This is a genomic window from Bacillus sp. GW823-FHT06B01 (genome assembly GCF_058952315.1).
Genome location: NZ_JBXAHR010000002.1, coordinates 649701 through 671028, shown reverse-complemented (window position 1 = coordinate 671028; position 21328 = coordinate 649701). Strand labels below are relative to the sequence as shown.

Sequence of the window (21328 nt, the reverse complement as noted above, 5' to 3'; positions counted from 1 at the left end):
GTAACCACACCTTTTGTAAAAGTAATATATGAATGATTAGCGACGGCTAATAATGTCGTGACCGTTGCGTAAGTATGTGCTACGAGAGTTTTTCAAGCTTGCAATGCGCTCTTCAGCTAAACGATCTGCTGCTACATAAGTTGCAATGCCATCGCGTTTTGAAATTTCGATTACTTTTGCAATTGTGTCATAAATAGACTCAACACGTTTTAGTGCACGTTCTCTATTGTATCCATATAATTCGTCTGCTACGTTAATTACACCACCAGCATTAATAACATAGTCTGGTGCGTATACAATACCCATTTCATGAATCATGTCGCCGTGACGATTTTCTTTTAATTGGTTATTTGCAGAGCCTGCGATTACTTTTGCTTTAAGTTGTGGAATAGTTTCGTCATTAACTGTTGCGCCTAATGCACATGGTGCGTAAATATCACATTCAACACCGTAAATTTCATTTGGCTCAACTGCTGATGCACCGAATTCTTCTACCGCGCGTTGTACAGCTTCTTTATTAATATCTGTAACGATTAATTTTGCTCCTTCAGCATGTAAATGTTTGCATAGGTGGTACGCTACGTTACCAACACCTTGAACAGCAATTACTTTTCCTTCTAAATTATCAGTACCGAAAGCCTCTTTCGCAGCTGCTTTCATACCACGATAAACACCGTATGCAGTTACTGGAGATGGGTTACCAGAAGAACCGAATGATGGTGAAATACCTGTTACAAAATCAGTTTCTTCGTGAATAATATCCATATCATCTACTGTTGTACCAACATCTTCAGCTGTAATGTAACGTCCGTTTAATCCTTGAATGTATCGTCCTAATGCACGGAACATCGCTTCGCTCTTATCTTTACGTGGATCACCGATAATTACTGTTTTCGCACCACCTAAGTTTAAGCCAGCTGCTGCGTTTTTGTATGTCATCCCTTTTGCAAGACGCAATGCATCTTCAATCGCCGCTTCTTCAGAATCATATGTCCACATTCTTGTTCCACCAAGAGCTGGTCCAAGTGTTGTATCATGAATTGCGATGATTGCTTTTAAACCAGATTCTTTATCTTGACAAAATACTACTTGCTCATAATCATATTTTTCTAAGTATTCGAAGATTTCTAATGTCATTGTCGTTTCCCCCTAGTGTTTTACCCTGTTTGGTTTATTTTGAAGCAGTCGTAACTGCCAATGCTAATGAATATACTTTTGTTTCTGCTGAATCAGCACGAGATGTTAAAACAATTGGTGCTTTTGCGCCAGCAATCATAGCTCCTACTTTTGCATCCGCAAAGTATACGAGTGATTTGTATAGCACATTTCCAGCTTCAATCGTTGGGACGAGTAAAATGTCTGCTTTACCTGCTACATCACTTACTATGCCTTTATGTTCTGCTGCAATTTGTGATACTGCATTATCTAAAGCAAGTGGTCCATCAACGACACAATTTTTAATTTGTCCGCGGCGATTCATTTGAGTTAACATCGCTGCATCAATTGTCGCTTGCATCGCAGGATTCACAACCTCTACCGCTGCAATTGGTGCTACCTTTGGCAAATCTATTCCTATTGCCTGGGCAACTTCTACAGTATTCTGTATAATAGCAGCTTTTTGTGTTACATCAGGTGCAATGTTCATCGCTGCATCTGTAACAAAGATAAGACGATCGTAATTTGGAACTTCAAATGCTGCAACGTGTGAAAGTACGCTACCTTTACGAAGTCCCCACTCTTTATTTAATACAGCTTTCAAAATATTTGCTGTCGGGATGTTTCCCTTCATAAGCACATCTGCTTCGCCATTTCTTACAGCTTTAACAGAAAGTTCTGCAGCCTCAGCACTTGACGCTGCTGCAATCACTTCAATGTGTTCTGAAGTTTGTAAACCATGTTCTTGTAGCATCCCCATTATTTTTTCTTGATTTCCATATAGACGAAATTGAGCTAGCTGTAATTTAATTGCTTTCGCTACAGCTTCAATTACTTCATGATCTTCAGCTACTGCTACAGCCACAGTTTTTTTAGGCTGTCCTGCTGCTTGATCAATTAAGTGTTCTAACTTCATATTTTGTAATCAACCCTTTCCGTCGTCCCTCGTCTATTTATAAAGCAAATACCGTGCCAACTTTCAAAAGTGGTCTTACCAATAATGAAAACGCATTCAAAATGCAGTAAAATCAATACTTTGGAAAATAACAAAACATTCTGTCTTATTTTGTCGCTTTTTGTATACCATGCAATAAATTGCACGGTACGCAATTTATTGCATGCTATTTTTTGCACACTCATACTTTTCTAGCTTGTAATATAAATTTCGAACCGAAATTCCTAATGCTCTTGCAGTTTTTGTTTTATTTCCATCAAACCTCTCTAAACATTCATGAATGATATGCCCTTCAAACTCTGTCACTAATTGTTCAAGTGGCTTTTCTTCTAATTCAGGTAATAAGTTATTTTGTTTTACCTCAGTCTGCTCCTCTGTATGTAAAGGTGGTAAATGGTGGACATCAATATATATTTCGTTATAATTCATAAAGATAATAGCTCGTCCTAAAATGTTTTCAAGCTCCCTCACATTTCCTGGCCATTCATATGATTGTAAATATGAAATAGCCGAATCAGTGAGCCCCTCTACATTCCGACCATAATCTTGGTTAATTTTTTGAATCAATCTGTCTGCAATTGCCGGTATATCTCCTTTTCGCTGACGAAGAGACGGAATTTGAATTGGAATTTTATTTAATCGATAATATAAATCTTCTCTAAACTCTCCTTCTAGAATGCCCTTTTCTAAATTCACATGTGTCGCTGCAATTACCCGGACATTTATAGGTATCGCTTTCGTTCCACCAACTTTTACAATTTCTTTTTCTTGCAACACGCGAAGGAGTTTTGCTTGCGTATTTGCAGACAATTCTCCTATTTCATCTAAAAAGATACTACCGTTATTCGCTTCCTCAAAAAAACCTCGTTTTCCGCCTCTTTTTGCTCCTGAAAATGCACCTTCCTCATAACCGAATAATTCACTTTCTAATAAAGTCTCGGAAATAGCAGCACAGTTTACCCGGACGAATTTATTATATTTTCGATTACTTCCATTATGAATTGCATGTGCAAACAATTCTTTACCCGTTCCAGATTCTCCGCGTAGTAATACTGTTGCCGGTGTATTCGCTCCAAGTTTCGCCTGTTCAATAGCGGCCGTTGTTTCATCTGAATTTCCGACAATGTCATCAAATGAATATTTCGCTTCTAACGTTCGAATAATTTGCCTTGCTCTATTCAATTCATTTGTTAACTTTTGAATTTCTGATACGTCACGAATTACACCAACGCTTCCTTTCAATATCCCATCCACTATAACTGGCGCTACGTTTACAATTACATCACGCTTCTTTTGTCCAATCTTCATATGTATTCCGCGTACCGCCCTACGCGTTCGAAGTACTTTCATATGCATACTTTCACCTTCTACAATATCAGTTGTAGCCGGTTTCCCAATAATGTCCTCTTCTGTTAAACCTGTTAATTTCGTATACGCAGGGTTAATTACTAATCCTCTTCCCTTTTCATCCACGACCGAAATTGCTTCCTCAGACGAGTTGATAATCGCCTCAAGTAACGTTTGAATCTCCTTTAAATCTGTAACTTCTTCCGCAAGATCTACAACCTCTGTTATATCTTTAAAAATCGCAAATGCCCCTTGTACCTCTCCTCCCTCTTTTAATATTGGAATACGGGTTGTAATAATTTTCTTTTCATTCTCTAATGTCAGTTCATAATTTACTTCTATTTGTTTCGTACGTATAATACGAAGCAATTTACTAGTCGGAATAACTTCTAAAATATATTTCCCTACCGCATCTTCTTTTTTATATCCGATAATACGCTCTGCACTTTTATTAAATAGGCGTACTTGTCCCTCTCGATCAATCACAATCATACCGTCATGCGTAGAATTTAAAATTAAATCCCCTTGCTGCGTCTGTTCTTCTAATTTTCCAATTAAACTTTCCTTCTCATGTGCTAATCTCGTAACAATTTTCGCAATATCACCTGGTATAAGAAGAGTATCTTTATGCTTTTTCTTTATTAAATCTTTATGTAAATCATCGTCACCCGTCATATCAAACATTACATCAATATGCATAGAAAGAAACGGCGTTACACTCTCTCCAATTGTAACCCCATATTCCTTAGCCATTTGTAATCCCTTTGCTATCGGATTTATATCAATAATCCCTATAATTTGAAATATATTTGAACTTTGTAACAGATTCAGCAGTGTACTACCACCTTCACCTGCACCAACAATTAAAACTTTTTGTTTCATATATTACACTTCCTCTCGAAGTATCTCTGCAAAATTTTTCACACCCTTATCTTACTCGTTCAGCCCCCTCTTGACAAACCCCCTTTTCATATAACATCATTAAAATAAACAAAATAATCTGAAAAGGAGCGTTTATATGCAGCGTTACCTTGCTCTATCATTAGCACTCATCCCTATTTCATTAGCTGTGTTTGGCATTAAGTTAATGAGAGATACTGTATTCGGGATTCTATTTCCTCCACTCTCTATACTATGGTTACAATTTTTAATCGGCGCTCTCTGCTTCGGGCTCGGGTTTTATATCTTCGGAGGCTTCGTCTTACACCGAGACCGTAAACGAAATAAAGTACAAGCTCGCTTTAGAAGGTAGGAAGGCCCCACTATTTATAAATAAAAAATGAGACCGTTACACGCGGTCTCATTTTTTTATTGGCAATAACATTCTTGCTGTTTCGGGGTAATCAGTAATAATTGCCGAAATATTCATATCAAAATATTTACGCATAAGCGTTTCTTCATTTATTGTATAGGGCCGAACCTCTACACCACTTTCCATCGTTAATTCAGCAACAGCATCTTGAAGATAACGATAATTAGGGTGCACTGCTGTAGCGCCCATTTTTTTCGCATACGCCCACGGACTATGCAAACCTTCACGATATAAAATCGCTGTTTGAATATCAGGAGCCATCATATGACACCTTTTCATACTGTAGTGATTAAATGAAGAAAATATAACACGATCTTCTAGATTACATTTCCGTACAAGCGTTATAACTTCTTCCTCTAAACCTCTGTATGGAATTTTATTATTTTTCAGTTCAATATTAAGTAGCAACTCTGTTTTATCAATCCATTCTAATACCTCTTCTAAAAGAGGTATTTTACAAAAGCCTACTTTATCACCGAATTTATAGCTCGCATCTAATTTACATAAATCCTCATATAAATAATTACGAACCGCACCTTTTCCATTTGTTGTCCGGTCCACTGTTTCATCATGAATGACGACCACTTTTCCATCTTTCGTTAATTGAACATCAAGCTCAATTCCATCTGCTCTAAAAGATTCAGCTGCTTCAAATGAAATCATTGTATTTTCTGGGTACGTTCCCGCTGCACCACGATGTGCAAATATAAGAGTCATCCTCACTCCCCCAATCTTATGCTATACTATACGAAAAAGGAGGTACTTCTATGAGACCATTACAAATTTCTCCAGACACTGCAGTCCGCCTATCAAAAGCATTAGGTGTTCCACTTGAACAACTTATGCATATGCCGCAGCACATTCTAATTCAAAAGTTAGTTGAATTAGAAAAACAAAATAAAGACGAGGAATAATACAGTCCTGTTTTGCAGGGCTTTTTATTATTTTCTATTATATCACGGATGACTTCCCTACTAAAATCCTTTAACAGATATACTATGATTCCATTTAATCTTTTTTCAAACATTTATAATCAATAAATTAAACCCCCTCTTTTAATAAAAGAGGGGGTTTCTTACTACTCATTTCAGTTACTCAAATTATGCATGTTTCTTTTCTTTATTAAAAATCATAAACAATTTATACAACCCTAAAGAAGCTGGAATATTCATAAATGCAAATGCTTCATAAGTATAATGAGGAGCTGTTTCCCATAGTAATAAGAAAGTAAACACCCCTAACGTACTAATCATCGCAATTCGTATAACTTCCGATTCATTTTCATCTTTCTTTTTATAAAGTATAACAGCCGCCAGAACAGCTACATAAACAAATAATTTGATAACATACGAATATACAGTAACGATTTTATACTTCGTTGTACTATAGTTCGATACGTAATTAGTTATCGTGTCGTTCTTCTGCTCAAACCATTGTCCAATACGGTACATGGAGAACTGACTTGATACCCATTCTCTAGTTATTTTTTCATTTTTAATTATCTTTTAAAAAACTCACTTATATGTAATATTACTAAAAACAGGATTTATCTTCCATGATATCAAATGATCTCTTGTTCTCAATAAAATAAAAAGACCAACGAATTCTAAAATTCATTGGTCATTAAATAAAAAGTTCATTGGTTTTACATTTAATATCGAGTATAAATTTAAAGAATGATTAAGCTTTACTAAAACTTAAATCCCTTACTATCTTTACTCTCAGCTAGCCTTATGTTCAAGTCTCAACTTATCCGCAACCATTGCGATAAACTCGGAATTCGTAGGTTTTGCTTTTGACATGGATACTGTATAACCGAATAAGGACGAAATAGAATCAATATTCCCACGACTCCATGCTACCTCAATTGCGTGACGGATTGCACGCTCGACGCGGCTTGCTGTTGTATTATATTTCTTCGCGATATCTGGATACAATACTTTCGTAATAGATCCAAGTAATTCGATATCATTGTACACCATAGAGATTGCTTCCCTTAAGTACATATACCCTTTAATATGAGCAGGCACACCGATTTCATGAATGATACTCGTAATGCTCGCGTCTAAGTTTTTCGGTTTTCCATCTATTGTAGTTGCTGAACGGAAAGATGGAAGTGGACGTTTAATGGTAGCGTTCGCCTTACCGCTCACTTGACGAATATGACTCGTTAAATTCTCCATATCAAATGGTTTTAATATGAAATATGAAGCACCTAAGTCAACAGCTTTTGTCGTCACATCTTCTTGTCCAAATGCTGTCAACATAATTACGCTAGGCTGTCTTAGCCTTTCAATATTTCGCATTTTCTCTAGTACAGCTAAACCATCTAAATGTGGCATAATAATGTCTAAAACAAGTACATCCGGCTGCTTATCATTTAATAAATTTAAACACTCTTGACCATTATAAGCAGTACCGATTACTTCCATATCATCTTGAGCAGCTACGTAACTCTCTAGCATTGATACTAATTCTTTATTATCATCTACAAGACAGACTTTAATTTTCTCCACAGCTTTTCCTCCCTTACCGAATCGATTCTCCGACATGTGTATCCTTCTAGGCTACATGAATTGTTCGACAATTGTGTGAAAATTCCCTTTTAAAGTTTGTTACTTTCCGATAAAATCACAAAAAAATATGTTTATCGTTCATTTATTCCCTTTCGCAACACATTCCATCATAGAAATACAACGAAACGTTCAACCCTTTTCTTTTATTTTACAACAAAAAACACCTCTTGCGGAGCTTTTACAAAATTTCAACGAATTTTTCAAAAGAAAAGCGAGCTAATTAATAATTAGCTCGCTTTTCTTTCTTGTTCATAAATGTTAATTCCAGCCTCATGTAACATCCATTCAATATGAACACCATATCCTGACGTTGGATCATTTACAAATACATGTGTAACAGCACCAATTACTTTCCCGTTTTGTACAATTGGACTTCCGCTCATGCCTTGTACGATACCACCCGTTTTCGCTAATAAACGTTTGTCTGTTACTTTTATTACCATGCCTTTTGTAGCTGGAAACTTTTGCGGTACTGTACTTACAACTTCAATATCAAACGCTTCCACTTTATCTTTATCAATAACTGTTAATATTTTTGCCGGTCCCTCTTTTACTTGATGAGATAGTGCAATAGGCATCGCTTTATCCATTACGCCATTTGGTATATTTGTATTCAATTTCCCAAATATACCAAATGGACTATTTATTGTAATATTACCAATCACTTCACGATCTGGTGAGAACCTCGCTAATTTCTCTCCTGGATTCCCATGACTACCTCTTTCAATTGATGTAACTGTCGAACGCATAATTTGTCCATCTTCGACTTGAATCGGCTTTTTCGTATCGTTATCAGAAATGACATGACCAAGTGCCCCATATTTCATAGAATCAGGATGAACAAATGTCATTGTTCCGATTCCAGCTGCCGAATCACGAATATATAAACCAATACGATAAGACGATTCTCCACTGTCTTTTTGTGGTGTTAACTTAGTGCGGATATGTTTTCCATCTCTTAACAAAACAAGATTAAGCGGTTCACCTGTTTCACCACTATTATGAATAAATGGCGCTACATCACTCATTCTTTCAATTGTTTTACCATTAATTTCAGTAATCATATCTCCAATTTGCACACCAGCTGTTTCACCAGGAGATACTTTCCCTTTTTCAGTTTGAATTAAATGATGGCCTACAACAAGTACCCCTTTTGTATTTAACTTCACACCAATTGATTGTCCACCTGGAATAACTTTAAAATCTTTCAATACTTTCACATTTACTTTTTTCACTGGAAAACCAGCAAGCTGAAACACCATATCTGCTTCACCATTTTGATGAGGATTTACCATAAGTCCTTGTTTTTGTTCATTGGAACTTACTGTAAACACATGACGATCTGTAGATGAAGCGTGAAAAACTGGTAATGAAGCTATTTCTGATTGTTGCCCTTCAAAAACAACAAGTTGCTTCGGGGATGAAATAAACGTCCGAAGCGGTTTAAAACACCCAATAAAAACTAAAGAAACAAGGAGACAAAGACCTATTATTTTGCGAAATCTTTCTAATCTCAATTTGTTCACTCTCCTCGCTCCTACCCCACATTCAGCCTCTTGGCTTCACTTTTTAATCTCTCCTTGCAGTGCTTTATTTATAACCGGAAGAATTAAGAAATCATTATTTGAGAAAAAAAGCTATCCATTACTGGATAGCCTCTGCTGTCTGTTTAAAATGATGCGCTTGCGTAAGTAATTCTTTCGCATGTTCTGTCGTTAAATCTGTAATTTCCACACCAGAAATCATTCGAGCTATTTCTGTTACTTTATCCTCCATAGTTAAAACGGTAACTGATGTAATTGTCCGATCATTCGCTACTTGTTTTCGAATAAATAAATGTGAATCCGCCATTGAAGCTACTTGAGGTAAGTGCGTAATACAAAGTACTTGCGAGTTTACTGATACTCGATAAATTTTTTCCGCAATAGCCTGTGCAACCCGACCACTTACACCAGTATCCACTTCATCAAAAATAACAGATGCAACACCTTGATGCTTAGAAAAAATGCTTTTTAAAGCTAAAATAATACGAGATAACTCTCCGCCAGAAGCGACCTTTGAAAGTGGTTTTAGCGGCTCACCTGGATTTGTTGAAATATAAAATTCCACATGATCGTAGCCATCCGCCGTAAGTCTTACCGGGGCACCCTCAACAAGAGGCTCTTCAGCATTTCCTTCTCTCTTCATGATTCTCACTTCAAATTTTGTTTTCTCCATATATAATTCTTTTAATTCCTGATGAATGGCATTTGTAAGATGCTCTGCAAGCTCATGACGCATATTACTTAACGACGTTGCTTCTTGCAGAATAACACTTTCTAATTCCTTTAATTGCTTCTTCGTCGTTTCAATATGAACGTCTTTATTTTCAATCGTAAAAATTTCTTGTTCAATTTTATCAGCATACGCTAAAATCTCTTCTACAGTATTTCCATATTTTCTCTTTAGCATACGAATTTCATTTAAACGCGTTTCAATTTCGTCTAAACGCTTCGGATCATATTCCATCATATCGAGCTTTTCTCTAAGTTGATATGCAACTTCTTCTAATAAGTAGTAGCTATTTGCAATTGAATCATGATTTTCTTGATAAACTTCATCTAAATGTGTAATACTCTCCATTTGTCCCATTGCGCTTCGTACATTATCTAACCCTTGTCCGTCAGCGCTTAATGAGCGATATGCATCGCCTAATGCTTTGTAAATTTTTTCGAAATTAGAAATTTGCAATCGTTCTTCAGTTAATTCAATTTCTTCATCCATCTTTAAATCCGCCTTACTGATTTCTTCATGCTGGAATTGAATTAAATCTAAGCGATGCGCCATTTGTTGTTCATTTTCACTTAACGATTTTAACTGTTTTTTTAATTTCTCATAGTCAGCGTATACATTTTGATATATACCCAATTGTTTGACAATGCGATCTCCATCAAAATGATCAAGCATAAACATATGACGCTCTTCATTCATTAAATCTTGTGTTTCGTGCTGCCCATGAATATCAACAAGTGTTTTTCCAATTTCCTTTAATATACTAAGGGTGACCAGTTTCCCATTTACACGACATACACTTTTTCCGTTTGCAGCGATATCACGCTTCAAAATAATCATGCCGTCTTCTATTTCTATATCCAACTCTTCTGCCTTTTCAATACACGGATGCTTATCATCTTCTACATAAAATAGCCCTTCTATCTCAGCTTTTTCTGTTCCGTATCGAACAAATTCCGCTGAACCACGGCCACCTACAAGTAAACTAATCGCATCAATAATAATCGATTTTCCGGCCCCTGTTTCACCACTTAAAACCGTTAACCCTTTTTGAAAAGAAATATTTAATGCCTCAATAATAGCAAAGTTTCTAATCGATAATTCCGATAACAATGCCCCATTCACCTCGTTATAAACTAATCCCCTATTAAGGGCTTTTCTCAGTTCTTCATTCAAATAGTCAAACTATATGTTTGTATGTATAAATTACTTTTCTAACCGCTCCATTGTACCAAACATTCGTTTTACGGGTCAATCCACCTATTTTCTAATTTTATTCAGAGAAAATATTATATTACAATTAAGAATTAACATTTTTAACCAATAAAAAAATCCTGTTCACTTTCCACTTTACAGAGGAAAGCAAACAAGATTTTTTTTTACAACATATTTAAGAAACGATCAGAGACAACACCTGTATCTTCAGGTGTACGGCAAATAATTAAGCAAGTATCATCACCACAGATGGTTCCGATGATCTCATCCCACTCTAAATGATCAATAAGTGCTCCAAGTGAATGAGCGTTACCAGGCAATGTTTTTAGCACAAGCATATGTCCTGCCGTGTCTAATTTTACAAATGAATCCACTAGATTGCGTTTTAATTTTTGTAACGGGTTAAATCGTTGATCTGCTGGCAAGCTATATTTATAGCGCCCATCATGTAATGGCACTTTCACTAAGTGCAGTTCTTTAATATCGCGCGATACTGTTGCTTGCGTTACATTAAATCCCTCATTACGTAAAATATCAACTAATTCATCTTGTGTTTCAATTTCTTTGTTCGCAATAATTTCCCTGATTTTAATATGGCGCTGACCTTTATTCATACATTTGCACCTCACACTATCTCTTACCATAGTTTAAACATTGGTATACTTCACTTATTTATGTTAACTTATAATTCGTTGCTTGTACACAATTGTTTTTACAATCATTATACAATTACAACAAAAAGAGGAACAACATATGTTATTCCCCTTTTCCTTTTTGTTTTAGGACATCATGCGCCTCTGTAACTACTTGCTCAACAGAAACTGGAGAATGATTTTCGCCATTCTCACGTTCACCATGCCATTTCAGATGAATTAAAAATTCAATATTACCATCCCCGCCCGTAATTGGTGAGAATGTTAAACCTTCTACGTCGTATCCTTCTTTTATAGCAAAGTCGACAATCATTTCTACGACAGCCTCATGTACTTTTCGATCACGAACGATACCTTTTTTCCCAACTTGCTCTCTTCCAGCTTCAAACTGTGGTTTAATTAACGCTGCTACATCCCCATTAGGCATAAGCATTGTTTTTAAAACCGGCAGTATAAGCTTTAATGATATAAATGAAACATCGATACTAGCAAATTGCGGTAAACCACGTTCTAAGTCTGCTGGTGTCACGTAACGGAAGTTTGTCCGTTCCATTACGACAACACGCTCATCTTGACGCAATTTCCACGCAAGTTGATTGTATCCCACATCTAATGCATAAGATAATTTCGCTCCGTTTTGAAGCGCACAATCTGTAAAGCCACCAGTTGATGAACCAATATCTATCATAACTTTATCTTGTAAATCCAGGTGAAATGTCTCCAATGCCTTTTCAAGTTTATAACCACCACGGCTTACATACGGCATAACTTGTCCCTTCACCGTAATCTCTGTATCTTGTGGGATCTTCTCTCCTGGCTTATCAAGTCTCATCTCATTCGCATATACAAGTCCGGCCATAACGGCGCGTTTTGCTTTCTCACGTGTTTCTATAAGTCCTCGCTCTACTAATAGTACATCTACTCTTTCTTTTTTTGCACTCATTTGTTACGCCCTTTTTTGTTTTGATGGAATCATTGTATGAATACGGTCTACAACAGCATCTGTCGTTAAACCAATTTCTTCTAATAATTTTGTTACACTACCGTGTTCTATGAAACGGTCTGGAATACCCATTCGTTCAATTAACGCACTATGGTACCCGTTCTCAGATGCAAATTCAACTACTCCCGTTCCAAAACCACCAATTAAGCAAGCTTCTTCAATCGTTAAAATCGGTATATTTTTCCCTAAGAGATCATGTAAATATGCTTCATCCATCGGTTTAATAAAGCGAGCGTTCACTACTTTCACTGAAACTCCAGCCTTTTCAAGACGCTCAGCTGCTTCCATTGCCATTGGTATTGTCGTACCAAATGTTAAAATAGCCGCTTGTGTACCTTCTTTTAACGTTTCCCAAGTACCGATTGGAATCGCCTTTAGTTCTTCATCCATATGAACACCAAGTCCATTACCGCGCGCATAACGTAATGCGATTGGTCCATCTTCATATTGCATCGCCGTATATACTAAATGTTGCCCTTCATTTTCATCTTTCGGCATCATAAGTACCATATTCGGCAAATGACGTAAGAATGAGATGTCAAATACCCCTTGATGCGTTTCACCATCTGCTCCTACTAAACCAGAGCGATCGATTCCGATGAAGACATTTAAATTTTGGCGGCATATATCATGAACAACTTGATCATATGCTCTTTGTAAAAATGTTGAATAAATCGCTAAGAATGGCTTCATTCCTTGCGTTGCCATACCCGCCGCCATTGTTGTAGCATGCTGTTCTGCAATACCTACATCAATCATACGATCCGGGAATTCTTTTTGGAATTTCTCAAGTTTCGATCCAACAGGCATTGCAGGTGTAATTGCAACGATACGCTCATCCGTTCTCGCTAGCTTAAGTACTGTATCACTAACAACAGCACTCCATGCCGGTGCAACTTCTTTCGGTTTAACGAAGTCACCTGATTCAATTTTATAAGGTCCTGTTCCATGCCAAGTTCCAATAACATCACTCTCAGCTGGTTTAAAACCTTTTCCTTTTTTCGTAATAACATGAACAAGCACTGGGCCTTTTGTTTTCTTTGCATATTGCAACGTTTCGAATAACTTTTCATAATCGTGCCCATCAACTGGACCTAAATATGTAAAGCCTAATTCTTCGAAAAAGACACCGGATACTAGTAAATATTTAAGACTATCTTTTATTTTCTCTGCTGTCGCAGCAACTTTCCCACCGACTGCTGGGATTTTCTTTAATATATACTCTAGTTCATCTTTTACCCAATGGTATTTCCCTGCGGTACGTAGACGTCCCAGTACATTATGAAGCGCACCAACGTTTGGTGCAATTGACATTTCATTATCATTCAAAATAACAATCATGTCTGTTTTTTCATGTCCAATATGGTTCAATGCCTCTAAAGCCATTCCGCCGGTTAGAGCACCATCTCCAATGATTGGTATAACATATTCTTTCGTTTTCTTTAAATCACGTGCTAGAGCCATTCCCATTGCAGCAGATAATGATGTCGAACTATGGCCAGTTTCCCATACATCATGCTCACTCTCGCAACGTTTTGGGAAACCACATAGACCTTGATATTGCCTTAATGTACCAAATTCCTTTGCACGTCCTGTTAAAATTTTATGTACATAGGATTGATGTCCTACGTCCCATAAAAATTTATCTTTCGGACTATCAAATAATTTATGCAGAGCAATTGTGAGTTCTACTACACCTAAATTAGGTGCAATATGTCCACCTGTTTGAGAGAGCTCTTCAATTAAAAACTTACGAATATCCTCACTCAATCCCTCTAGTTCACCGATAGACATATCTTTCAAAAAACTAGGGTTTTGAATTTGCGTTAGATCCACATGGATCACTCACTTTCATTTCATAATCTGTCAACATGTCAAATATTATAAAAAACATTTACACAAAACAAGAAATTATCTTTTTTATTTTTCACCTTGTCCTGCAATTAACCAGTCTATTGCGCCCTAATCCTATTATAAACCATATTTCTTTAGGCGATGAAAAAAATAGCCGCTAACACGAAGTGATAACGGCAATGTAATCTACATATATTTTTGCCAATAACAAGAAAAGAAAAACCTTTTCCTACATTTATATCATAAAATGATGAATGACTCAACAAATGGAAACGCTGTTATATTAGTTATTACGTTTTGCAATCAAATCGCAAATAGATAGTAAATATTCATCTTGTAATTGCAAGGAACCAATAGCACCTTTTGCTTTTGCAATTGTTTCTTCTAAAATATCCTTTGCTCTATCTACAGTAAATAACGTCGTATATGTGCTCTTTTCGTTGGAAACATCACTACCAATCGGTTTTCCAATCTCTTCTTCGGTTCCTTCCACATCTAAAATATCATCTCGAATTTGGAAAGCTAGGCCGATATATTTTGCAAACGCAAGTAACTTTTCTTCTTGTTCTTCTGTGGCATCAGAAAGTATCGATCCTGCAAGTACAGCGAATTCAAGTAGTTTCCCAGTCTTATGCTTATGAATATACTCCAACTCATCAATCGTAAGCTGTTTCCCTTCAGCTTCCATATCTGCCACTTGTCCGCCAACCATTCCTTCTGGTCCTGCCGCTTTTGCAAGCTCAAGTACAAGTCTTACTTTTTTTTCAGCAGAGATTTCCTTTTGTTCATATGCCATAATAACTTGAAAAGCATAGGTCAACAAACCATCGCCTGCTAAAACTGCCATCGCTTCACCAAATACTTTATGATTTGTGGGCTTACCTCTTCTTAAATCATCATCATCCATACAAGGTAAATCATCATGAACTAACGAGTATGTATGTATCATTTCAAGAGCACAAGCTGCACCTATTCCAAGATTTCTTTCTTTACCAAACGCTTGTAATGTCGCAAATAAAAGTAACGGGCGGAGACGCTTTCCACCCGCTTCCAAAGAATATGCCATCGCTTCACGAAGTACATTTGGACATTGTAATTCATTTGCATAGCTTACAAGCTTCTCTTCTACGAAAGTTTTACTTTCTTTCAAAAAAGTATCAAAAGCAATAGTCACTATGCTTCATCTCCTAAAGCAGTAAACGGTTCAAGCTCTCCATCTTCCCCAAGAATAACTGCCATTTGTTCTTGTACGTTCTTCAACTTCTCATCACAAAGCTTAGATAATTCCATACCCTCTTTAAAATAAGAAATTGCTTCTTCTAAAGGTACGTCACCTTGCTCTAGCTTAGAAACGAGGTGCTCAAGTTGCGAAATTGCCTCTTCAAAGCTTAATTTATTTTCCATTATTCAATTCACGCTCCTCTATGCCTGATACGCTACAATCTAGTATTCCATCTTGTAATTGAACTGAAACAGCATCTCCAAGGCTAACATCTTTCACACTTTTTAACACTTGCTTCTCTTCATCATATACAAGCCCGTACCCTCTCATCATTACTTTAAGCGGACTTAACGCTTCAAGTTTTTGAGCAGCTCTGACAAAAGCAAATTCTTTCGTTTGAAGTAATGTTTGCATTTCACGTTGCAATTGCTTTTGCAATGTTTCAACCGCTACCTTCGTTTGCATAATTTTTTGAGCTGGGTGGTGCTTCTCTAAATAAAATGAAAGCTGTTTTAACTGATTTACCTTTTTATCAATATAGCGCTCTTTCGCTAAAACAAGCTGTTCTAACGCTCTATCTAATTGCTCTTCTTTTTGCTCATATACTTGTCTTGGATAACGGAACGCATAAGATTTTTGCAATACTTGTAGTTTTTCTTCTTTTTTATGTACTAACTCTCTCATTGCTCTTTGCAATCTTAGAGTTCTTTGTAATACCTTTTCTTGTAACTCTATAATGTTAGGCGCTGCCAGCTCAGCTGCTGCAGTCGGTGTTGGCGCACGTAAATCGGCAACAAAATCCGCAATTGTAAAGTCCGTTTCATGGCCTACTGCTGAAATAATAGGGATCTCACTCTTAAAGATTGCCCTTGCTACCATTTCTTCATTGAAAGCCCATAACTCTTCAATAGAGCCTCCCCCTCGCCCAACGATTAGGACATCTATCTCTCCCATTTCATTCGCTGTACGAATCGCTTGTACAATTGAGGGAGCTGCTGACTCCCCCTGTACAAGTACCGGAAACACAATAACATTTCCAATTGGATAACGACGTTTAATCGTTGTTATAACATCACGAATCGCTGCCCCTGTTGGCGACGTAATCACACCTATTGTTTTAGCATAAGGAGGAATTGTTTTTTTATAAACTTGAGAAAACAAACCTTCTTCCTCTAAACGAACCTTTAATTGTTCGTAAGCTAAATGCAGGTTTCCGACTCCGTCAGGCTGCATGTCTTGAATATAAATTTGATAAGAACCACTCGCCTCGTAAACGGAAATTTTCCCTTTCACAAGTACCTTCATCCCATTTTCAGGTCTGAATTTAATATTACGATTATGACCCGCAAACATAACCGCTGCGATTCTTGCATTTTCATCTTTCAATGTAAAGTACATGTGGCCACGACTATGATTTTTAAAGTTGGAAATTTCACCTTTTAACCAAACAGACTGCAAATGCGGATCATATTCTATTTTTGTTTTTATATAGCGTGTTAACGCTGTAACGGTTAAATATTGTTTTTCCATTTCTCTCTCCTCATAGCCGACTCAAATTATTTACAAACGACACCTGCACGCTTAGCAGATTCAACAGTATTATGAAGAAGCATTGTGATCGTCATTGGACCAACACCCTTTGGCACAGGTGTAATGTAACCTGCAACATCTAACACGTTGTCAAAATCAACATCACCACAAAGTTTACCTGTTTCTAAACGGTTCACACCAACGTCGATTACAACCGCTCCTTCTTTAATATAATCAGCTGTTACCATTTTAGGTCGTCCAACAGCTACGATTAAAATATCAGCTAACTTCGTTAACTCTTTCATATTTTGCGTTTTAGAATGACAATATGTGACAGTTGCATTTTCATTTAAGAACAATTGCCCCACTGGCTTGCCGACAATATTACTTCTTCCAATTACTACAACATGTTTTCCTGAGATATCAAGATTTGTTTCTTTTACTAATTCTACGATACCGTGCGGTGTACATGGAAGGAATGTATCTTGTCCCGTCATCATACGTCCCACGCTGATTGGGTGAAATCCATCTACATCTTTTTCTGGTGAAATTCTTTCAATGATAGCTTTTTCTTCAATATGTTTTGGTAAAGGTAATTGCACTAAAATGCCATTAATACGGTCATCGCCATTTAAGCGATCGATTTCAGCAAGCAAACGCTCCTCAGTAATTGTTTCAGGAAGTTCAATTAGCTCTGAATAGATTCCTACTTGTTCACAGCCCTTTTCTTTTCCTTTTACATAAGAACGAGATGCTGGATCTTCTCCAACTAGAATAACTGCTAATCCTGGTACAATCCCTTGCTCTTTCAACTTCACAACTTCTTCTGTTAATTGTGCTCGTTTTTTCTCCGCAACTTCATTTCCTTTGATGATTACTGCTACCATTTTAAGATTCCCCCTTAAAGAAATTACAGTGTATCTTTTATATTAGATAAAACGCCGTTAATAAAACGACGAGATTCCTCATCCCCAAATGTTTTAGCAATTTCAATCGCTTCATTAATTGTTACGTTGTGTGGAATTTCTTCCATGTATTTCATTTCATACACAGCTACACGTAAAATACTGCGATCAACAATACTAATACGCTCCAGCTTCCATTTTTTTAAGTTTTGACGAATCGCTTCATCAATTACTTCTTTATTTTCTACAAAACCTACTACAAGTGATTCTAGAAACTCATTTGTTTCTTCACCTTCATCTAGCGTGTTTTCCACCGCTACTTTCGGTTCTAATTCACCTGTAATATCCATTTGGTATAATGCTTGCATAGCTCTTTCTCTAGCCGTCCTACGTTTCATTGTAACTCTCCTTTATGCTTCAAGTCTTTCCTTATGCTTTGTTATATTATTATAATTTATAAGCCGTCAATTCACTTACTCTTACAGTTTTCATTGATTTTCCAACCTTATAATACAATGATAATAACACAATTTATCGTTTCACACACGGGTTACAAGGCTGAAAAATAATAAAAAGATTAACTTCAAGTTCCATATCTTATCACAATGTACGTTTTTTGGAAAAACGAAATATCTTCTTTTTGATTTCTTATTTTTTGAAATAGTATAATAATTAGAGGGTTTTAATTTGTGAAGAAATGAAACGATAAAAAAGATGCCTATGTTACTAGGCACCTTTTTCATTCTTACACTGGTTCAATTTCTGTTTTCTGTGTTTCGAATGTTACGCCAACGATGTGAACATTCACTTCTTTTGGCTCAAGCCCTGTCATTGTAAAGAGTGCCTGGCGAATGTTGTCTTGAATCTTTTGTGCAACAACTGGAATTGCTACGCCAAAATACATTACAACATAAAGGTCAACGATAATATCTTCGTTTGCTAATTCAACCTTTACACCTTTACCATGATTTTTCTTACCTAACTTCTCAACAACATCTGTAGCAAAATTACCACGCATTGCCGCTACACCTTCTACTTCAGCAGCTGCAATACCTGCGATTACTTCAATTACTTCTGGTGCAATTTCTACTTTACCAAGAGTTGTATCTTGACCCATATCTAACATATGTTCAGCCATGAAAAAAAACCTCCTTTAATGTATCACTGCGTCACAAGTTCATGCTCTTCCAAAAACTTCGTATTAAACTCACCTTTTACAAAATCAGGATGATCTAGCAATTGCAAATGGAACGGGATTGTCGTATGTACGCCTTCAATGACAAACTCACTGAGTGCACGCTTCATTTTTGCAATTGCCTCTTCACGTGTTTTTCCGTGAACAATTAATTTAGCAACCATCGAATCATAGAAAGGTGGGATTGAATATCCCGGATATACAGCTGAATCGACGCGAATACCAAATCCGCCTGGTGGCAAGTACATTTCTACTTTACCTGGGGATGGCATAAATTTTTTGGCAGGGTTTTCCGCATTAATTCGGCATTCAATTGCCCAACCATTAAATTGTACTTCTTCTTGCTGTAACGATAACTTTTCTCCAGAAGCAACACGAATTTGTTCTTTAATTAAATCCATCCCTGTTACCATTTCAGTAACTGGATGCTCAACTTGAATTCTCGTATTCATCTCCATGAAATAAAAGCTTTTCGTTCTATATTCATAAATAAACTCAACCGTACCAGCACCTGTATAATCAACCGCTACCGCCGCTTTAACTGCCGCATCACCCATCTGCTTGCGAACATTTTCATCAAGTGCAGGTGATGGACTTTCTTCTAGTAGTTTTTGCAAGCGGCGCTGAATTGTACAATCACGCTCTCCTAAATGAATGGCATTTCCATGTGTATCTGCCATTATTTGAATCTCAACATGGCGGAAATCTTCAACGTACTTTTCTAAGTATACACCAGGGTTCCCAAAAGCGGTACTAGCTTCTTGTTGTGTAATTTGAATTCCTTTTACAAGCTCTTCTTCATGGCGTGCAACACGAATACCTTTTCCGCCGCCACCTGCAGTCGCTTTAATAATAACTGGATATCCAATTTGATTAGCAAGCTCGATCGCTTCTTCGGTATTTTTAATAATCCCTTGTGAACCTGGTACAATCGGAACCCCTGCTTCTTTCATTGTATCACGAGCAACGTCTTTTGTGCCCATCTTTGAAATAGCTTCTGGACTTGGACCGATAAAAATCAAGTTACATTCACGGCATAGCTCTGCAAAATCTGCATTCTCTGCTAAAAATCCGTATCCTGGATGAATAGCATCGCAGCCTGTTAACTTCGCAACACTAATAATGTTCGTCAAATTTAAATAGCTTTCTTTCGAAATCGTTGGTCCTACACAATACGCCTCATCAGCAATTTGTACGTGAAGTGACTCTTTATCTGCTTCTGAATAAATTGCGACTGTTTCAATATCCATTTCTTTACAAGCACGAATAATTCGTACAGCAATTTCCCCACGATTGGCTATTAATACTTTTTTTATCATCACAAAGACTCCCTTATTACGCTTTTACAAGAAATAGCGGTTGTCCATACTCAACAAGCTGTCCATTATTAACAAGAATCTCAACAATTTCACCATCTACATCTGCATCGATTTCGTTAAATAACTTCATAGCCTCAACAATGCATACGATAGAATCTTTTGATACTCTGTCTCCTACACTTACATATGCAGGTGTATCAGGCGAAGATGAAGAATAGAATGTACCTACCATCGGTGATGTAATTTTATGTAGGTTTTCATTTTGAACCACTTTTTGCTCTTCTTGTTTTGGTACTTCCACTTGTGCTGCCGCTACTGTTGTTTCAACTTCAACAGGTGCTACTGGTTGCACGACTTGTTTTGCTACAGGTGCTTGCACCGCAACAACTTCATTACCACGCTTTTTCATTTTGATTGTCGTACCATCTTTTTTGTATTCAAATTCATCAATATTAGAGCTATCAATTAATTTAATTAATTCACGAACTTCTTGAATTTTAAACATGTAAAATCCACTCCCATACTCTTGTTTGTCCCGTTTTTACAGATTATCGCCACTAAAACTAGATTGACTGTAAAAATACGATGTACTCTATTAGAAAATGCATTTCATTTACTAATAGAAATAATTGCTATTTCCATCTTACGATAAATTTTTTAAACATTCCAATTTATATTTCTTTATAATAAATCGAAACTCCTGTAAAAATATTATTCCAATAAAAATTTATTACCTAGTAATAATACCAAGTTTCACACAAAATTGGCAAGACCACTTCTAAAAAAACATTCCTTACTTTTTTCACAATGCTACAC

The 21328-nt window shown here is 36.7% G+C and carries 20 protein-coding genes and 1 pseudogene; 2 read left to right on the top strand and 19 right to left on the bottom strand.

The features are described 5' to 3' along the window. Positions 1-36 precede the first annotated feature (36 nt). The 3 genes from AC1Q8N_RS10575 to AC1Q8N_RS10565 form a co-directional block, all read right to left on the bottom strand. On the bottom strand, positions 37-1137 hold the full coding sequence (locus tag AC1Q8N_RS10575; protein WP_000171359.1) for a leucine dehydrogenase: 1101 nt from the start codon (positions 1135-1137) through the stop codon (positions 37-39). A 34-nt stretch (positions 1138-1171) separates the two neighbouring features. Then, positions 1172-2071: a phosphate butyryltransferase gene (gene yqiS / locus AC1Q8N_RS10570; protein WP_088048131.1), complete on the bottom strand. Its 900-nt coding sequence runs from the start codon at positions 2069-2071 to the stop codon at positions 1172-1174. Between the two features lie 195 nt (positions 2072-2266). Then, positions 2267-4339 carry a sigma-54 interaction domain-containing protein gene (locus AC1Q8N_RS10565; protein ID WP_048546377.1) on the bottom strand — a complete coding sequence of 691 codons (2073 nt, stop codon included), beginning with the start codon at positions 4337-4339 and terminating at the stop codon, positions 2267-2269. Positions 4340-4475: 136 nt separating this feature from the next. On the opposite strand from AC1Q8N_RS10565, the gene AC1Q8N_RS10560 reads away from it, so the two are divergent. Then, the gene (locus tag AC1Q8N_RS10560; protein WP_001190198.1) at positions 4476-4709 is read left to right on the top strand and encodes a DUF2627 domain-containing protein; all 234 of its coding nucleotides are present in this window, start codon (positions 4476-4478) and stop codon (positions 4707-4709) included. Between the two features lie 48 nt (positions 4710-4757). Here the strand turns inward: AC1Q8N_RS10560 and AC1Q8N_RS10555 are convergent, their stop codons facing one another. Further along, entirely contained in the window at positions 4758-5486 is a 729-nt protein-coding gene (locus AC1Q8N_RS10555; RefSeq protein ID WP_048546379.1) for a glycerophosphodiester phosphodiesterase, read from the bottom strand. A gap of 50 nt (positions 5487-5536) precedes the next feature. On the opposite strand from AC1Q8N_RS10555, the gene AC1Q8N_RS10550 reads away from it, so the two are divergent. Further along, on the top strand, positions 5537-5683 hold the full coding sequence (locus tag AC1Q8N_RS10550; RefSeq protein WP_001247671.1) for a YycC family protein: 147 nt from the start codon (positions 5537-5539) through the stop codon (positions 5681-5683). Positions 5684-5869: 186 nt separating this feature from the next. Here the strand turns inward: AC1Q8N_RS10550 and AC1Q8N_RS10545 are convergent. From AC1Q8N_RS10545 to accB, 15 genes and pseudogenes are all read right to left on the bottom strand, one after another. Then, positions 5870-6262: pseudogene (locus tag AC1Q8N_RS10545) on the bottom strand (glycosyltransferase family protein); the annotation flags it as partial. 228 nt (positions 6263-6490) lie between these two features. Next, positions 6491-7285 carry a sporulation transcription factor Spo0A gene (gene spo0A / locus AC1Q8N_RS10540; RefSeq protein ID WP_033658812.1) on the bottom strand — a complete coding sequence of 265 codons (795 nt, stop codon included), beginning with the start codon at positions 7283-7285 and terminating at the stop codon, positions 6491-6493. 287 nt (positions 7286-7572) lie between these two features. Then, positions 7573-8871 carry a SpoIVB peptidase gene (spoIVB, locus tag AC1Q8N_RS10535; protein WP_048546381.1) on the bottom strand — a complete coding sequence of 433 codons (1299 nt, stop codon included), beginning with the start codon at positions 8869-8871 and terminating at the stop codon, positions 7573-7575. Between the two features lie 118 nt (positions 8872-8989). Then, entirely contained in the window at positions 8990-10729 is a 1740-nt protein-coding gene (gene recN / locus AC1Q8N_RS10530) for a DNA repair protein RecN (protein WP_000947743.1), read from the bottom strand. Between the two features lie 266 nt (positions 10730-10995). Further along, positions 10996-11445: an arginine repressor ArgR gene (argR, locus tag AC1Q8N_RS10525; RefSeq protein WP_001032581.1), complete on the bottom strand. Its 450-nt coding sequence runs from the start codon at positions 11443-11445 to the stop codon at positions 10996-10998. 142 nt (positions 11446-11587) lie between these two features. Beyond that, positions 11588-12427 (bottom strand): TlyA family RNA methyltransferase, encoded by an 840-nt coding sequence (locus AC1Q8N_RS10520; RefSeq protein ID WP_001274751.1) that lies wholly within the window; start codon positions 12425-12427, stop codon positions 11588-11590. 3 nt (positions 12428-12430) lie between these two features. Then, a complete protein-coding gene (dxs, locus tag AC1Q8N_RS10515; RefSeq protein ID WP_000366437.1) occupies positions 12431-14323 on the bottom strand; it encodes a 1-deoxy-D-xylulose-5-phosphate synthase in 1893 nt (630 codons plus the stop codon). Between the two features lie 301 nt (positions 14324-14624). Continuing rightward, positions 14625-15515, bottom strand: coding sequence for a (2E,6E)-farnesyl diphosphate synthase (ispA, locus tag AC1Q8N_RS10510; protein WP_000150365.1), 891 nt, complete (start codon positions 15513-15515; stop codon positions 14625-14627). Next, complete coding sequence (gene xseB / locus AC1Q8N_RS10505) at positions 15515-15745, bottom strand: exodeoxyribonuclease VII small subunit (protein ID WP_000428423.1); 231 nt, start codon at positions 15743-15745, stop codon at positions 15515-15517. Before xseB ends, ispA begins: the two co-directional genes overlap by 1 nt. Further along, entirely contained in the window at positions 15735-17093 is a 1359-nt protein-coding gene (gene xseA, locus AC1Q8N_RS10500) for an exodeoxyribonuclease VII large subunit (RefSeq protein ID WP_000415269.1), read from the bottom strand. Before xseA ends, xseB begins: the two co-directional genes overlap by 11 nt. Before the next feature lie 26 nt (positions 17094-17119). Then, complete coding sequence (folD, locus tag AC1Q8N_RS10495) at positions 17120-17980, bottom strand: bifunctional methylenetetrahydrofolate dehydrogenase/methenyltetrahydrofolate cyclohydrolase FolD (protein WP_000226735.1); 861 nt, start codon at positions 17978-17980, stop codon at positions 17120-17122. 23 nt (positions 17981-18003) lie between these two features. After that, entirely contained in the window at positions 18004-18396 is a 393-nt protein-coding gene (gene nusB, locus AC1Q8N_RS10490) for a N utilization substance protein NusB (protein ID WP_000830249.1), read from the bottom strand. Positions 18397-18743: 347 nt separating this feature from the next. After that, positions 18744-19136, bottom strand: a complete 393-nt coding sequence (locus AC1Q8N_RS10485) for an Asp23/Gls24 family envelope stress response protein (protein ID WP_000807630.1) — start codon at positions 19134-19136, stop codon at positions 18744-18746. A gap of 23 nt (positions 19137-19159) precedes the next feature. Further along, positions 19160-20512, bottom strand: a complete 1353-nt coding sequence (gene accC, locus AC1Q8N_RS10480; RefSeq protein ID WP_000592872.1) for an acetyl-CoA carboxylase biotin carboxylase subunit — start codon at positions 20510-20512, stop codon at positions 19160-19162. A 16-nt stretch (positions 20513-20528) separates the two neighbouring features. After that, positions 20529-21017, bottom strand: a complete 489-nt coding sequence (gene accB / locus AC1Q8N_RS10475) for an acetyl-CoA carboxylase biotin carboxyl carrier protein (protein WP_000472875.1) — start codon at positions 21015-21017, stop codon at positions 20529-20531. Between the last annotated feature and the right edge of the window lie 311 nt (positions 21018-21328).

What these genes read in the sequence shown, in the direction of transcription:
- AC1Q8N_RS10575 (WP_000171359.1), bottom strand. Translation starts at nt 1,137, where the DNA reads ATGACATTAGAAATCTTCGAATACTTAGAAAAATATGATTATGAGCAA.
- yqiS (WP_088048131.1), bottom strand. Translation starts at nt 2,071, where the DNA reads ATGAAGTTAGAACACTTAATTGATCAAGCAGCAGGACAGCCTAAAAAA.
- AC1Q8N_RS10565 (WP_048546377.1), bottom strand. Translation starts at nt 4,339, where the DNA reads ATGAAACAAAAAGTTTTAATTGTTGGTGCAGGTGAAGGTGGTAGTACA.
- AC1Q8N_RS10560 (WP_001190198.1), top strand. Translation starts at nt 4,476, where the DNA reads ATGCAGCGTTACCTTGCTCTATCATTAGCACTCATCCCTATTTCATTA.
- AC1Q8N_RS10555 (WP_048546379.1), bottom strand. Translation starts at nt 5,486, where the DNA reads ATGACTCTTATATTTGCACATCGTGGTGCAGCGGGAACGTACCCAGAA.
- AC1Q8N_RS10550 (WP_001247671.1), top strand. Translation starts at nt 5,537, where the DNA reads ATGAGACCATTACAAATTTCTCCAGACACTGCAGTCCGCCTATCAAAA.
- argR (WP_001032581.1), bottom strand. Translation starts at nt 11,445, where the DNA reads ATGAATAAAGGTCAGCGCCATATTAAAATCAGGGAAATTATTGCGAAC.
- AC1Q8N_RS10520 (WP_001274751.1), bottom strand. Translation starts at nt 12,427, where the DNA reads ATGAGTGCAAAAAAAGAAAGAGTAGATGTACTATTAGTAGAGCGAGGA.
- xseB (WP_000428423.1), bottom strand. Translation starts at nt 15,745, where the DNA reads ATGGAAAATAAATTAAGCTTTGAAGAGGCAATTTCGCAACTTGAGCAC.
- xseA (WP_000415269.1), bottom strand. Translation starts at nt 17,093, where the DNA reads ATGGAAAAACAATATTTAACCGTTACAGCGTTAACACGCTATATAAAA.
- folD (WP_000226735.1), bottom strand. Translation starts at nt 17,980, where the DNA reads ATGGTAGCAGTAATCATCAAAGGAAATGAAGTTGCGGAGAAAAAACGA.
- nusB (WP_000830249.1), bottom strand. Translation starts at nt 18,396, where the DNA reads ATGAAACGTAGGACGGCTAGAGAAAGAGCTATGCAAGCATTATACCAA.
- AC1Q8N_RS10485 (WP_000807630.1), bottom strand. Translation starts at nt 19,136, where the DNA reads ATGGCTGAACATATGTTAGATATGGGTCAAGATACAACTCTTGGTAAA.
- accC (WP_000592872.1), bottom strand. Translation starts at nt 20,512, where the DNA reads ATGATAAAAAAAGTATTAATAGCCAATCGTGGGGAAATTGCTGTACGA.
- accB (WP_000472875.1), bottom strand. Translation starts at nt 21,017, where the DNA reads ATGTTTAAAATTCAAGAAGTTCGTGAATTAATTAAATTAATTGATAGC.